General features: G+C 71.4%; 15 protein-coding genes. 10 read left to right on the top strand and 5 right to left on the bottom strand.

Annotated elements, in window-relative coordinates; translation table 11 throughout:
• Positions 1 to 12: 12 nt before the first annotated feature.
• The gene (locus PUT80_RS12810; RefSeq protein ID WP_037811461.1) at positions 13 to 384 is read right to left on the bottom strand and encodes a helix-turn-helix domain-containing protein; all 372 of its coding nucleotides are present in this window, start codon (positions 382 to 384) and stop codon (positions 13 to 15) included.
• Positions 385 to 480: 96 nt separating this feature from the next.
• On the opposite strand from PUT80_RS12810, the gene PUT80_RS12805 reads away from it, so the two are divergent.
• Both PUT80_RS12805 and PUT80_RS12800 read left to right on the top strand, forming a co-directional pair.
• Positions 481 to 1,308: an alpha/beta hydrolase gene (locus tag PUT80_RS12805; RefSeq protein ID WP_199817549.1), complete on the top strand. Its 828-nt coding sequence runs from the start codon at positions 481 to 483 to the stop codon at positions 1,306 to 1,308.
• The gene (locus PUT80_RS12800; RefSeq protein ID WP_051728852.1) at positions 1,299 to 2,423 is read left to right on the top strand and encodes a hypothetical protein; all 1,125 of its coding nucleotides are present in this window, start codon (positions 1,299 to 1,301) and stop codon (positions 2,421 to 2,423) included. Before PUT80_RS12805 ends, PUT80_RS12800 begins: the two co-directional genes overlap by 10 nt.
• Here the strand turns inward: PUT80_RS12800 and PUT80_RS12795 are convergent.
• Entirely contained in the window at positions 2,348 to 3,346 is a 999-nt protein-coding gene (locus PUT80_RS12795) for a DMT family transporter (RefSeq protein ID WP_037811463.1), read from the bottom strand. The two genes, PUT80_RS12800 and PUT80_RS12795, sit on opposite strands and share 76 nt — an antisense overlap.
• Positions 3,347 to 3,420: 74 nt before the next feature.
• Between PUT80_RS12795 and PUT80_RS12790 the strand changes: the two genes are divergently transcribed.
• The 4 genes from PUT80_RS12790 (at position 3,421) to PUT80_RS12775 (ending at position 6,905) form a co-directional block, all read left to right on the top strand.
• Positions 3,421 to 4,329, top strand: coding sequence for a LysR family transcriptional regulator (locus tag PUT80_RS12790; protein WP_134661737.1), 909 nt, complete (start codon positions 3,421 to 3,423; stop codon positions 4,327 to 4,329).
• A 72-nt stretch (positions 4,330 to 4,401) separates the two neighbouring features.
• Positions 4,402 to 5,715 (top strand): FAD-binding oxidoreductase, encoded by a 1,314-nt coding sequence (locus PUT80_RS12785; RefSeq protein WP_238605819.1) that lies wholly within the window; start codon positions 4,402 to 4,404, stop codon positions 5,713 to 5,715.
• A 49-nt stretch (positions 5,716 to 5,764) separates the two neighbouring features.
• Positions 5,765 to 6,121: a ferredoxin gene (fdxA, locus tag PUT80_RS12780; protein WP_275292059.1), complete on the top strand. Its 357-nt coding sequence runs from the start codon at positions 5,765 to 5,767 to the stop codon at positions 6,119 to 6,121.
• Positions 6,122 to 6,212: 91 nt separating this feature from the next.
• Positions 6,213 to 6,905 carry a helix-turn-helix domain-containing protein gene (locus PUT80_RS12775; RefSeq protein ID WP_275292058.1) on the top strand — a complete coding sequence of 231 codons (693 nt, stop codon included), beginning with the start codon at positions 6,213 to 6,215 and terminating at the stop codon, positions 6,903 to 6,905.
• A 352-nt stretch (positions 6,906 to 7,257) separates the two neighbouring features.
• Here the strand turns inward: PUT80_RS12775 and PUT80_RS12770 are convergent, their stop codons facing one another.
• Together PUT80_RS12770 and PUT80_RS12765 are read right to left on the bottom strand one after the other, a co-directional pair.
• Positions 7,258 to 8,001 carry a DUF2249 domain-containing protein gene (locus PUT80_RS12770; protein WP_037811473.1) on the bottom strand — a complete coding sequence of 248 codons (744 nt, stop codon included), beginning with the start codon at positions 7,999 to 8,001 and terminating at the stop codon, positions 7,258 to 7,260.
• A 72-nt stretch (positions 8,002 to 8,073) separates the two neighbouring features.
• Positions 8,074 to 8,541, bottom strand: a complete 468-nt coding sequence (locus PUT80_RS12765; RefSeq protein WP_275292057.1) for a hypothetical protein — start codon at positions 8,539 to 8,541, stop codon at positions 8,074 to 8,076.
• Between the two features lie 136 nt (positions 8,542 to 8,677).
• Between PUT80_RS12765 and PUT80_RS12760 the strand changes: the two genes are divergently transcribed.
• From PUT80_RS12760 to PUT80_RS12745, 4 genes are all read left to right on the top strand, one after another.
• Complete coding sequence (locus PUT80_RS12760; RefSeq protein WP_238605821.1) at positions 8,678 to 9,676, top strand: zinc-binding dehydrogenase; 999 nt, start codon at positions 8,678 to 8,680, stop codon at positions 9,674 to 9,676.
• A 65-nt stretch (positions 9,677 to 9,741) separates the two neighbouring features.
• Complete coding sequence (locus PUT80_RS12755; protein WP_238605822.1) at positions 9,742 to 10,149, top strand: RidA family protein; 408 nt, start codon at positions 9,742 to 9,744, stop codon at positions 10,147 to 10,149.
• The gene (locus PUT80_RS12750) at positions 10,146 to 11,000 is read left to right on the top strand and encodes an MBL fold metallo-hydrolase (protein ID WP_275292056.1); all 855 of its coding nucleotides are present in this window, start codon (positions 10,146 to 10,148) and stop codon (positions 10,998 to 11,000) included. Before PUT80_RS12755 ends, PUT80_RS12750 begins: the two co-directional genes overlap by 4 nt.
• 53 nt (positions 11,001 to 11,053) lie before the next feature.
• On the top strand, positions 11,054 to 11,581 hold the full coding sequence (locus tag PUT80_RS12745) for a pyridoxamine 5'-phosphate oxidase family protein (protein WP_037811477.1): 528 nt from the start codon (positions 11,054 to 11,056) through the stop codon (positions 11,579 to 11,581).
• A gap of 698 nt (positions 11,582 to 12,279) precedes the next feature.
• On the opposite strand, the gene PUT80_RS12740 is transcribed toward PUT80_RS12745, so the two are convergent.
• Entirely contained in the window at positions 12,280 to 12,789 is a 510-nt protein-coding gene (locus PUT80_RS12740) for a MarR family transcriptional regulator (protein ID WP_037811479.1), read from the bottom strand.
• Positions 12,790 to 12,842 lie beyond the last annotated feature (53 nt).

Below are 12,842 nucleotides of genomic sequence, written 5' to 3'. Positions count from 1 at the left end.
GTGTGCGGAAAATTACCGCTCCGATTTCCGATTGGCCTCGTCGACCTCGGCCATGTGTTCCTCCGCCCACGTGCGCAGCGCCGCGAGCGCGGATTCCAGGGACGTGCCCAGGGCGGTAAGCCGGTAATGCACCCGCGGCGGCACCGTGTCCTCGACCCGCCGCGTGACGAGGCCGTCGCGGACGAGGCTTTGCAGCGTCACCGAGAGCATTTTCTGCGACACCCCGGGGATGCGGCGGCGAAGATCCGCGAAGCGCACCTCGTCCGGCGCGGCCTCGGCGAGGATCTTGACCGTCATCGACGTCCACTTCGTCCCGATCCGGTCGAGCAGCCGCCGCGTCGGGCAGGCCGGGTCGAACAGATCGCCGCGGGCGGAGGGGGTCACCTCGGGCTCACCACCTGTCGGGAAAGTGCCGTCTTGGCGGCAGCCTTGGAGTTACCTACCGTGTGCTGGTAACCAATGGTAACCACAGGAGGCGCGATGAACGCGGTGCGGCAGGTCGAAGCGAACGGGGTCCGGCTGAACGTCGCGGTCGCCGGGAACGGTCCCGCGCTGGTGCTGCTGCACGGATTCCCGCACACCTGGCAGCTGTGGAGCAAGGTCATCCCGACCCTCGCCGAGCGGTACCGGGTGCTCGCGCCGGACCTGCGCGGGCTGGGCGCGAGCAGCCGTCCGGAGAGCGGCTTCGACGCTGGGACGGTCGCCGCTGACGTCGCGGGCCTGCTCGACGCGCTGGGGGAGCCGGATGCCGAGGTGGTGGCCATCGATCTGGCGGTTTCGAGCGCGTTGCTGCTGGCGTTGCGGCAGCCGGAGCGAGTGCGCCGGCTGGTGCTGATGGAGTCGCTGCCCTGGGGTTTCCCGGCGAGCCCGCCGTGGTGGTTCGGCTTCCACGCGGTGCCGGGCCTGGCCGAGACTGTCCTTAATGGACACGAGGCGGAGTACGTCGGCTGGTTTCTCGAGCAGGGCACGCTCGGCCGCGGCGTTCCGGCGGACGTCCAAGCCGCCTTCGCCGAGGCGTATACCGGCACCGACGCGCTCCGCTGCGCCTTCGAGTACTACCGCGCGATGCCGGAAAGCGCCCGGCAGCTGACCGAAGCGGCGGCGAAGCGGCTGATCGTCCCGACGATGGCGATCGGCGCGAACCCCGTGGGCGATGCGCTGGAGCAGCAGTTGCGCCCGATCGCCGACGACCTCACCGGGCACGTGCTGGCGGACTGCGGGCACCTGATTCCGCTGGACCGTCCGCGCGAGTTCCTCGATCTCCTGCTGCCGTTCCTGTCCCGGGAGATACTGGCCGGGTGTCGTTGACGTCCGAACTGGCCGACCCGCGCGGGAAACTCGCGCGCTGGTGCGCCCGCGTCTTCACCGGCACCGCAGCGGCCGCGCGCCGGGTCGAGGAGGCGGCGAACGGCGTCCGCCCGGTCCGTCCGGCGCTCGCGCGGCCGCCACGGCAGCACTGGGCCGAGATCGGCGGTGCGTTCGGCCAGCGGATCGCCGACCTCGTGCAGCCCGCGCCGCCGTACTACGCGCTGCTCGGCATGGTGCGGGCGCAGTGGGGCAGCGGCCCGTGGGCGCACGCGCAAGCCGCCCAGTACCCGACGCACGACGAGCTTCCGCCGGAGTACCAGGCGCGGGCGCTCGGCATCCGTCCGGCCGCGGCGACCTGGCTCGACCTCGGCGACGGGCTGCCGGACGGCGGGGCGCTGCCGGGCGCCGAGGAGCTATGGGGCGAACTGCTGGGACGCGCGCGCCGCTACCAGGCGCAGCACGCCCCGCCCGGCATGCTCGGCGGACCGGGCGCGGAAGCCGGGCTGGCGCGGACGAACTGGGTGCTGTCGGCGTGCGAGGACATCTACCGTTCGGGCCGCATCGACCCTCGCCTCGCCCGGGTCGTCGACGGCGGCGGCACGATCGCGGACCTGCGCGCCCTGCCCGCCGACGCACAGGTGACCGAGCTGGCGGAACTCTCGAAACGCTTACACGACAACGGCGCGCTGTGGGAACTGCGGCGGCTCGGTGGCGCCCCGCCGGAGGGCTATCCGCTCGGGATCGCCGGGCCGACCATCGTGCCCGGCTGGGCCGACGGCGACCTCTTGCTCGGGAAGCTCGACCCCGAAGCGGGGATCGCCGACGGCACGCTGCTGGACGTGAAGACCGTGCTGACCGTCGGCGATCCGGACCGCGCCGGGCGCTGGCTGTGGCAGATCCTGCTGTATGCCTGGCTCGACGTCGCCGACCTCTACCGGATCCGGGAGGTCGGGCTGCTGCTCGGGCGGCACGGCAAGCTGGTCTGCTGGCCGGTCGACGAGCTGGCGGCGGACCTGCTCGGCGGCGACGGCCTGGTCGATCACCGCCGCGACGAGTTCAGGGACATGGCGCGCGGGCTGCTCGACTCGGCCGGGCTGAGCTTGGCCGACGGCTGAACCGCGGGCTTCTTCCCCGCGCCGCGGCCGGCGAAGCACACCGCGCCGAGCACGATCACGCAGCCGACGAGCTGCAGCGGGCCCGGCCGTTCGCTCAGCAGCAGGAAGCCGAACGCGACCGCGCCGACCGGCTGCAGCAGCATCATCGTCGCGCCGGTCGAGGCCGCCAGCCGCGGCAGCGCCCCGGCGATCAGCAGCCACCCGACGACCTGGCCGACCAGGGCGAGCGCGGCGAACCAGCCGAGCGAGGGCAGGCTCGGCGCCAGGTCGAGGCGGCCGAACGGCAGCCCGAGCACGACGGAGACGAAGCCCGCCGACACGGTGGCCAGCGACAGCGAGCGGACCTGCGTCGCGGGGGTGCTGCTGAGCCGGAGCAACAGCAGGTACGCCGAGTAGCCCGCTCCCGCGGCGAGCGCGAAAACCATGCCCAGCACCGGGTTCGAGCCGGTCATCGACGAGCCGAACACGCCGCCGGCGAGCACGATCCCGCCGATGAGCGTCGGCGCGACGAACTTGAACCGCGGGTCCGGCCGCTCCTTGAGGAACACGAACGCCAGCAGCGGCACGATCACCACCTGCACCGAAAGCAGCATGGTCGCGACGCCCGCGCCGACGCGCGGGATCGCCTCGCCCCACAGGACGAAGTCGAGCCCGAGGCCGAGCCCGGCCAGCAGCGGCAGCAGGATCTTCGCGCGCTTGCGGGTCCGCCGCGCCTCGCTGAACGCGAGGATCGCGAGCAGCGGCAGCGCGAGGGCGCAACGCCAGAACGCGCTGGTCGCGCCGCTGGCCCCGGAAACCTTGATGAGCACCGAGGTCAGCGCGATGCAGAGGCAGCCCGCCGCGGCCAGCAGCCGGGGGTCGGCGCGGCCGGTGAGCGCGGCGATCGGGCCGGCGGCAGGCAACGAGGCGGATTCGGTGGTCATGCCTTCTATGGTGGGGGCGCTAACTATCAAGGACAAGTGAATGTTCCTGCGTAAAATCCGGTAGCATTCCTACCGTGTTCAGTGTGGATCGGATGCGCGCCCTGCACGCGGTCGCGCAGCACGGCTCGGTCGCCCGCGCGGCGGCCGCGCTGCACGTCACGCCGTCGGGGGTGTCGCAGCAACTGGCGAAACTCGAACGGGAAGCGGGGCTGGCGCTTTTGGAGCCGCGCGGCCGGACTGTGCGGCTCACGCGCGCCGGGCAGGTGCTGGTCGGGCATGCCGAACGCGTGCTGGCTCAGCTGGCCGAGGCGCGCACCGATCTCGAGCGGCTGCGCGAGGACGTCTTCGGGCCGCTGCGGATCGGGTCGATCGCGACGTGCGTGCACGCGCTGCTGCCGCCCGCGCTCGCCATGCTCACCGAACAACACCCGCGGCTGAACGTGACGCTGGGCGAGGGCGAAGCCGAACAGACGCTGCCGAAGGTGCTCGCCGGGGACCTCGACGTGGCGGTGTTCGAAAGCTGGGCGGACCGGCCGACCGTGGTGCCGGCGGGGATCACGCAGGTCACGCTGTTCTCCGACGTCGCCGATCTCGCGCTGCCCGCCGGGCACCGGCTCGCGCACCGCCGCACGGTCGATCTCTCCGAGGTGGACGACGTGTCGTGGATCAGCTGGACCGGCCGTTCCGGCTGCTACGAATGGCTCGTGCACGTGCTCCGTTCGCAGGATCTGGAGCCGCGGATCAGTTGCACCATCGGGAGTTACGTGACGCAGCTGGCGCTCGTCGCGGGCAATGTCGGCGCCGCGCTCGTCCCGCGGCTCGCCCGCGGACCGGTGCCGGACGGCGTCCGGATGCTCGCGACGCGGCCGGTGCTGAACCGCACGATCATCGCCGCGTGCCGGTCCGGCGAGGAGGCGCACGGCGGGGTCCGGGCGGCGCTGGAGGCGCTCGGCGAGGCGTCGGCGGCTTATGTGAACCGCTGAATCTCGGTGCGCGGCTGCCTTTTCCGGCTGGTTCGGCCCTAGAGTCGGAATCGACGAGCAGGGGAGCCGCCCATGACTGCCGAGGATGCCGCCCGTGCCTTGCGGGCCCGACTGCCCGCCGGGCAGGTGCACACGTCCGGCCCTCAGTACGAATCGGCGGCGGCGGTCTGGAACGCCGCCGTCGTCGCGCGTCCGGCGGTGGTGGTCGAATGCCGGCGCACGGCGGATGTCCAGGCTTCGGTGCGTGCCGCGCGCGAACTGGGTCTGCCGCTGTCGGTGCGCAGCGGCGGGCACGACTGGGCCGGACGCGCGATCGCGGACGGCGGGATCACGCTCGATCTGCGTCCGCTGAACCGGGTCTCGGTCGATCCCGGGCGGCGCGCCGCGGTGGTCGGCGGTGGCGCCCGGGCCAACGATGTGCTGGCGGGAGCGGAGGCGCACGGCCTGACCGCCGTCGTGGGCACGATCGGCACGGTCGGGTTCGCGGGGCTCGCGCTCGGCGGCGGATACGGTCCTTTTCTGGGCAAGTACGGCCTCGCCTCGGACAATCTGCTCGGCGCCGAGGTCGTGCTCGCGGACGGCGAGGTCGTGGTCGCCAACGCTTCGCGGTTGCCGGACCTGTGGTGGGCGTTACGGGGCGGCGGCGGGAATTTCGGCGTAGTGACCGCGCTCGGCGTGCGCTTGCACGAGGCACCGCAGATCACGACCGGCCCGGTCTGGTACCCGGCGTCGGACGCGGCCCGGGTTTTCGCTGCGGTAGCCGAAATCCAGGCCGACGCGCCGGACGAACTCACCGTGCAGACCGGTGTCCTCGCCGGTGCCGACGGCTCGCTGTGCGTGCTGGTCTGGCCGACCTGGTGCGGGGCCGCGGATCCCGAGGGCTTCCTCGCCCGCCTCGGACCCCCGCTCGCCTCGCAAATCGAGCCGGTGTCGTCCTATGCGGCGGAGATCGCGCGGCGGGACGCGATGTTCCCCAACGGCCGTTCAGTCACCATCCGCACGCGGTCGCTTCCGGCGTTCACGCCCGAGGCCGCGTCAGTGCTCGTCTCGGGCGCGGAAGCCCGGACCTCGCCGATGTCCGGACTGTCGATCCACCACTTCCACGGCCTCGCCGCCCGGATTCCGGCCGCGGACACGGCGTTCCCCGTGCGGGAGGACCACCTCATGGTCGAGATCCTCGGGCTGGGGGAGGGCAACGACGACCGAGCCTGGGCGGATGCCACGTCGGCGGCCTTTGCCCCCTATGCGTTGCCCGGCGCGTACGCGAACCTGCTGGGCCCGGACGTCCCTGCGGCGAACGTCTTCGGCCCCAACTCGGCCCGGCTGCGGGACGTCAAACACCGCTACGACCCGGACGGGGTTTTCCGCGCCATTCCGCTGGGCTGACCTTTTTGCCGAGTACATTGGTGAAAAAGACGGCGGAAGGAGGCGGGCCGTGGCGTATGTGATCGCGGAGCCGTGCGTGGACGTGATGGACCGGGCGTGCGTGGACGAGTGCCCGGTGGACTGCATCTACGTCGGCGAACGCTCGCTGTACATCCATCCGGACGAGTGCGTCGACTGCGGCGCGTGCGAACCGGTGTGCCCGGTCGAGGCGATCTATTACGAGGACGACCTTCCTGAGCGGTGGCGCATCTACGCCGAGGACAACGCCCGGTTCTTCAGCGAAACCCTGCCCGGCCGCGACGGGCCCCTCGACAGCCCCGGCGGCGCGGAGAAGCTCGGCGACCTCGGGGTGGACACGCCCTTGGTCGCCGGGCAGCCACGACCGGACCTTTCCGCGCAGCAGTAGTTCGCCCCGCACACTTCCACGAGCGCGCACCCGCTGTACCCCATTTTGGATGGCGGAGAAAACCTCATTCAACTCGGTTAAACTGGTCGGCATGAGCGAGCAGACGCTGACCGATCCGCCCGCCTCCCGCGCACTGGGCGAGAGCCGGGCCCGGGTGCTGGCCGCACTGCGGTCGGCGGACGCTCCGGTAGCGGTGCAGGACGTCGCCGAACAGGTCGGCCTGCACGCCAACACCGCGCGGTTCCACCTGGACGGCCTCGTCGAATCCGGCCTCGCCGAACGCCGAACGGAAGACCGCACCCGCCCCGGCCGCCCGCGGACGGTCTACGCCGCGATCGCCGAGGAAGCAGCCGAGGGACGCCGCAGCTACCGCCTGCTCGCCGAAATGCTGACCGGCCTGATCGCGGAAAACGTCGCCGACCCCGGGAAAGCTGCGGAATCCGCAGGCGAAGCGTGGGGCCGCTACCTGGCCGACCGCCCGCTGCCGACCCGCCGCGTCGACGAGGCCGAGGGGATCCGCCGACTGTCCACCGTGCTGAGCGACGCCGGTTTCGCTCCGGACCCGTCGGGTTCTCCAGAGCAGCCGGTGATCCGGTTGCGGCACTGCCCGTTCCGAGAGATCGCGGAAGAACGCCGGGACGTGGTGTGCGGCCTGCATCTCGGGCTGATGCGCGGGGTGCTGGAGGAGGTACGAGCGCCACTGACGGCGGAGCGGTTGGAGGCGTTTGTCGAGCCGTCGTTGTGTTTGGCGCACTTGAAGCCTGTTGGTAAGCGTCGTCGCTGACCATGCGCACTGTTTGCCGGTTCGACGCTGGATTTTCCGCGGCGGGTCGCAGATTCGCGGCGGCCGGATGACCGTTTTCTGTTGCACGGCAATCAGTTCGCGATGGCCATGGGCTTTCCGTCCGAGTGTCGTGGCTGGGCGGGGGTTTCTGATGCACCAGCAAGCCCGTCCGCACCGGCCAGTTAGGCGCGAGGCACCAATTCGCGGCAGCCAACGCAATTCCGCCCGCAAAGCGCAGCAGCCGGGTGCGCGTTTCCCGTTGCGCAGCAAGCCGGTCCGCGGCGGCCGGGGCGGGGGAGACCGGCCGCCGCGGGGAGGCGCGCCGAAGGGGGGTCGGCGCGGGTATCGGGGGTCAGGCCGGGACCGCGGCGCGGCCGATCCGGACCTGCCACTTCTCCGGCCCGGATTCCACGTACTCCCACGTGAAATCCTCGCCGTGCGTAGCGGTGAACTCGCGGCGCAGCGGCTTCGGGTCGTGGTTGTTGACGAGCACGAACGATTCCCCGGGCGCGAGCCGCGCGTAGCGGCCGAAGATGCGCGGATGCCGGGTGCCGTGCGGGATTTCGCGGACGTCGAGGACTTCCGCGCGGTCCAGTTCGCCGCCGTCGAGGAGGGTGCGGAGGTCGTTGACCAGGATGGGGACGTCGGCGCCGGGGAGATCGGCCAGCGCGGGCAGCAGGACGCTGGTTTCGGCGTCGAGATAAGCGCCGAGAAGCGCGTCCAATGCCTGCGCGGCATGGCTGACCTGGGCCGAGGTGTCGGATTCCCGCAGTTCCTCGACGGTGCGGAGCACGGCGTCCTGAATCCGCCGCAAGGCGCGGACCAGCAGGCGCGTCGCGGGGGCGCCGGCGGCGGTCGCGTTGAGGACGCGGTCCGCGGCGGACAGGTACTCGGTCAACCGGCCCGTCGCGAACTCGATCAGCCGGGCGTTGGCCTCCTCGCGGGCGCTGCCGTCGAGCTGAAGTTCCGTGACCACGGCGGCTTTTTCCCGGTACTGGGCCAGCACCCGGCCGGATTCGGCGCGGAGGGCTTCGCTGGCGCGGAACGCGGGGTCGGTGCTGGTGCCGCTGATGTACACCTCGGACGAGCCGGTCACGGGAACCTCCCGGAAAGAGTATTTACGAGAATACTAGTGCAAAAGAACGGGCTTGCGGGCGTGACCTGGGACTCAGGTCGGGCCGATCCGCGCGAGGACGAGTCCGACCGGGATGCTGACGAGCAGCAGCACGACGAGCGCCTGGAAACCGTGCCGGACCCACCGGGTGCGACCGTCCGGCGAACTGCCGCGCACGCCGAGAACCAGCAGTGCCAAGCCGACGACCAGAACCGCGCCGCCGACGTCCACCACGGGCGTCACCCCGGAGAGCGTTCCGCCTAGTGCGACGGCATTTCCAAGATTCCAAGCCGCGACCTGGGCGGCGACTAGCCGACGGGACGGCAGCGCCGGGGCGAGCAATGCCTGCCCGACCCCGAGTCCGAGCTGGGCGATCCCGCCGACGAGGACCAAGTACGCGACCGCCCACGCACCATGCGGCGTCGGCTGCGGGGCGATGACCGCGGACGCCAGCCCGCCAGCGATCGCGCACCCGAGGCCGAGCACGGCGAACGGGGCCGCGGCGGCGATGCGGGGAGTCATAGATCCAAGTTAGCCTAGTGAAAAAAGAACGGCTCGGACCGGTCGGCATACTGCGGGCTGGACCGGAAAATTCCCTGCTGTGACGGGATTCGCGCCAGGTCGGCAGCGGGCGCGGGCGGCTGTTAGGTTCGCGGACGTGACAACAAACGCGATGCGGGCAGTCGTCCACGAGGGCGCGGCGGGAGTCGGCGGGGTGCGGGTCGCGGAGGTTCCGGCACCGGCGCCCGGTCCGGGTGAAGTGCTGGTCCGGCTGAAGGCGGCCGGGCTGAACCACCGGGATCTGTTCATCGTGGACAGTCGCGGCCCGGCTGACCCCTGGACCGTGCTGGGCTCGGACGGTGCCGGAGTGGTCGCCGCCGCCGGTGCGGACGCCGCCGTCGAGGTTGGTACCGAGGTCGTCATCAACCCGTCCCTCGACTGGGCCGAGCCGGACGTGGTCCCGGAAGTCCCCGCCATTCTCGGAGTGCCGACGAACGGCACGCTGGCCGAATACGTCGTCGTCCCGGCGCGCAATGTCGTGCCGAAACCCGAACACCTGAGCTGGACCGAAGCCGCCGCCCTCCCGTTGGCCGCGCTCACCGCGTACCGGGCGCTGTTCACTCGCGGCGGGCTGACCGCAGGGGAACACGTGCTGCTGCCGGGCATCGGCAGCGGAGTTGCGACTTTCGCCCTCGCCATGGCGAAAGCCGTGGGCGCGACGGTCAGCGTCACCTCCCGCAGCCCCGAAAAGCTCGCCAGGGCAACGGAACTGGGTGCCGACCGCGCGATCGGCAGCGGCGGCGACTGGGCCGCCGAACTCGGCGCACCGGTGGACCTGGTCGTGGACAGCATCGGTTCGGCGACCTTCGACGCCTGCCTCTCCGTCCTCCGCTCCGGCGGCCGGATGGTGACGCTCGGCGCGACCACCGGCCCGGATGTCGCGCTGTCGCTGCGCAATCTTTTCTTCCGCCAGATCAGCCTGCTGGGCACGTCGATGGGCAGCGCGCGGGAGTTCGCGCAGATGGTCGCGCTGGTCGCGGAACATCGCGTACGTCCGGTGGTGCACCACGTCTACGACCTGGCCGACGGGCCGCGTGCGCTGGCCGATCTGGCGGCGGGGGACCAGTTCGGCAAGCTGGTGGTCGCGATCGGCTGACCTCGGCCGTTTTTGTCGGTGCCTCGTGGTGAACTGTGGGCACGAACCAAGGGAGGGGAACCCTGATGAGCAAGCGCTGGAATCCCGAGACGGTCGCGGGCCCGGTCGGCCGCTACAGCCACCTCGCGCAGATTCCTGCTGATCACGAGCTGGTCGTGGTGGCCGGGCAGATCGGCGCACGACCGGACGGCACGCTCGCCGGGCCGGACGCGGAAGCACAGACGCGCGAGGCGCTGGCGAACATCGAACGCGTGCTCGCCGCGGCAGACGCCGGGCCGGAGCATCTGGTGAAGATTTTCAGCATGGTCGCCGGCACCGAGCACCTGCCCGGTTTCCGCGCCGCGACGGGGGACGTGTTCAGCCGCTGGTTCCCGGAGAGCGACTGGCCGACGCAGTCGCTGATCGTAGTGTCCGCGCTCGCGAAACCGGAGCTGGCCGTGGAAATCGAGGCGATGGCCGCGGTGCCCCGATGACCGTCACGCTCGGGCCGCTGCGAATCGATGCGGTCACCGAACTGGACCACTGGCCGTTCGCCCCCGCCGAGCTGTTCCCGGCTGTCACGCCCGAACAACTGGGGGACCACCGCGGCCACCTCGACCTGTCGATCACCACGTACCTGGTGCGCACGCCGGACCAGACGGTGCTTTTCGACGCCGGGAACGGCAACGCGAAGGAACGCCCGGTCCTGCTGGCACATCACCAGTTCGACACGCCGTACCTGGACCGCCTGGCCGCGACGGGCGTCATGCCGGAGGACGTCGACGTCGTCATCGCGACCCACCTGCACCCAGACCACTGCGGCGGCTTCACCCAGCTGGTCGACGGTTCGTGGGACCCGACTTTCCCGCGCGCCCGGTACCTGATCGCGGCCGACGAATACGGCTGGCTGCAAGAGGTACACGCCGCGGCCCCCGAAGGCGGGGTGGCAGCTGACCTGGCGAGGACATTCGAAGACAGTGTCCTCCCGGTAGTGGAGGCAGGCCTGGTCGAACTGATCGACCTCCCGTACGAGGTAACGGACGGCATCACCCTGCGTTCCCTGCCCGGACACACCACCGCCCACCTGATCGCCGAACTCAGCGGCGGCGGTCAGCACGCGCTGGTGAGCGGAGATGTGCTGCACCACCCGTTCCAGTTCTCGGACCTGACGCTGGCCCAGGGCGGCGACGTAGACCCAGTCGCTGCCGCGGAGTCCCGACGGACCCTGTGCGAACTGGCCGTCGAACGGGACGCCCTTCTTCTGCCCGCGCATTTCGAGCCCGGCCGAATCGACCGCGCCAGCGACGGTTTCCGCTACCACCCCGCCCCGTTAGGAGCCGCCTGACCTTTGCTCGCGGGGCCGTGTCGATTCGATGCCGTCCCGTTCGACGCATAGGCATGACTGACTACGAACCGATCTCGACCCGCAACCTCGACCGCTACGGGAACGCCCCGCTGCCGTGGAGCCGCGCCCGCGATGTCCTGGTTTCCGACACCCCGACCGCCGACCTGACGTTCTTCGTCGCGACCGTCCGCCCAGACGGCCGCCCCCACTCGGCGGGCGTAGGCGCGGTCTGGGTGGACGACGCCCTGTATTTCGTCGGCGGCCCGGGCACGCGCCGCTCGCGGAACCTCGCGGCCAACCCGGCATGCAGCATCTCGGTACGCCTGCGCGGCCTGGACCTGGTCCTCGAGGGCGACGCCCACCGCGTGGTGGACACCGACACCGTGGCGCACCTAGCCGAGGTCTACCGCTCCGGCGGCTGGCCAGCGACGGCGTCCGGGGATGCTCTGACGGCACCCTTCAGCGCTCCGAGCGCAGGCCCGCCGCCGTGGCACCTGTACCGGCTCACCCTGCGCCGCGCGGTGGGAGTCGCTTCGGAGGAACCACACGGAGCGACGTGCTGGGAGTTCGCCGGAGCTTGAGCCCGCGGCCCGATCCCGCGGCGGGTGTCGTCGGCGGAGCTGTCTACCGGGAGTTCGCGGGCGCCGACGGGCGTCTGCCGGACGACGAGCCGTCGCCGACTTGGTTGCTGCCGTGTGCGGGGAACCTGTCTGACGGCGAGGCTGACACAGTCCGCGCGCGAGACCGCGGTGGCGTTGGCCGGTCCCGTGCGCGGCGAGTCTGCCGGGTGCCGAGAGCCGCGTGCGGGGAGTCTGCGGGACACGGAAGCGCGCCGCGGCAGGCGGGCTGTGGCCGCGTGCGCGTGACGATGAGTCTGTCGTGACGGTGATGGCGGCTGCCGCGTGCGAAGTGGCCGTGGCGGGGCGGGCTGCCGTGGCGTGCGGGTGGCGGCGAGTCTGTCGTGGCGGCGATGGCGGCTGTCGCGTGCGGAGTCTGCCGGGTCGGGAGGTTGGCCGTGGCGGGGTGAGTTGCCGTCGCGTGCGGGTGGCGGCGAGTCTGCCGTGGCGGCGATGGCTGCCGCCGCGTGCGGAAGCCTGCCGGGTGAGGGACTTCGCGCTAGCGGGTGCGCTGCCATCGTGTGCAGGGGAGTGCGCGTGGCGGCGATGGCTGCCGCGGCGTGCGGAAGTCTGCCCGGCTGGGAGCTTCGCGGCACCGGGTGCAGGTGAGCGCGCGTGACGGCGCATCCGCCGTGGCGACGATGGCTGCGGCCCCCAACCGATCACCCCCGCCCGTCAGGTCCTTCCCAGTCCAGCAGCAACTCCCGCAGCCCGGCATTCATCCGCTCCTGCTCCGCGCGCGGCAAAACCCCCAGCAACCGTGCCTCCGTCTGCGTCTTCATCCCGAACACCTCCTGCGCCCGCGCCAGTCCCTCGTCGGTGAGGCTCACCAGGATCTGCCGTCGGTCGGCCGGGTCGATGTCGCGGCGGACCCAGCCTTTGCGTTCGAGTCCGGCGACGCGTTTGGTGACCCCGCCGGACGTCAGGCGCATGCTGTCCAGCAGTTGCCCGGCCGAGAGCCGGTACGGGGGACCGGCTCGTTTGAGGGCGCCCAGCAGTTCCACTTCCCACAGGCCGACCCCGAAGGCGTCGAATTCGCGGCGCAGTTCCGTTTCCAGCAGCCGGGCGGCGCGCAGCAGGCGGAAGCTCAGCGCCTTGCTCACCCGGTCTTCCTCGCGCACGCCGGTGATCTGCGCCATGACTCCGTCGACGTGGTCCCGCTCCGCTGGCATGGGCGAGTATTCTAACACCAGTAATTATCTTACCGGTCTCGAATCAGGACGGT

This window comes from Amycolatopsis sp. La24 (genome assembly GCF_029087445.1).
In the GTDB taxonomy this organism is placed as follows: Bacteria; Actinomycetota; Actinomycetes; order Mycobacteriales; family Pseudonocardiaceae; genus Amycolatopsis; species Amycolatopsis nivea.
This window is presented reverse-complemented; position numbering and strand designations above follow the sequence as displayed.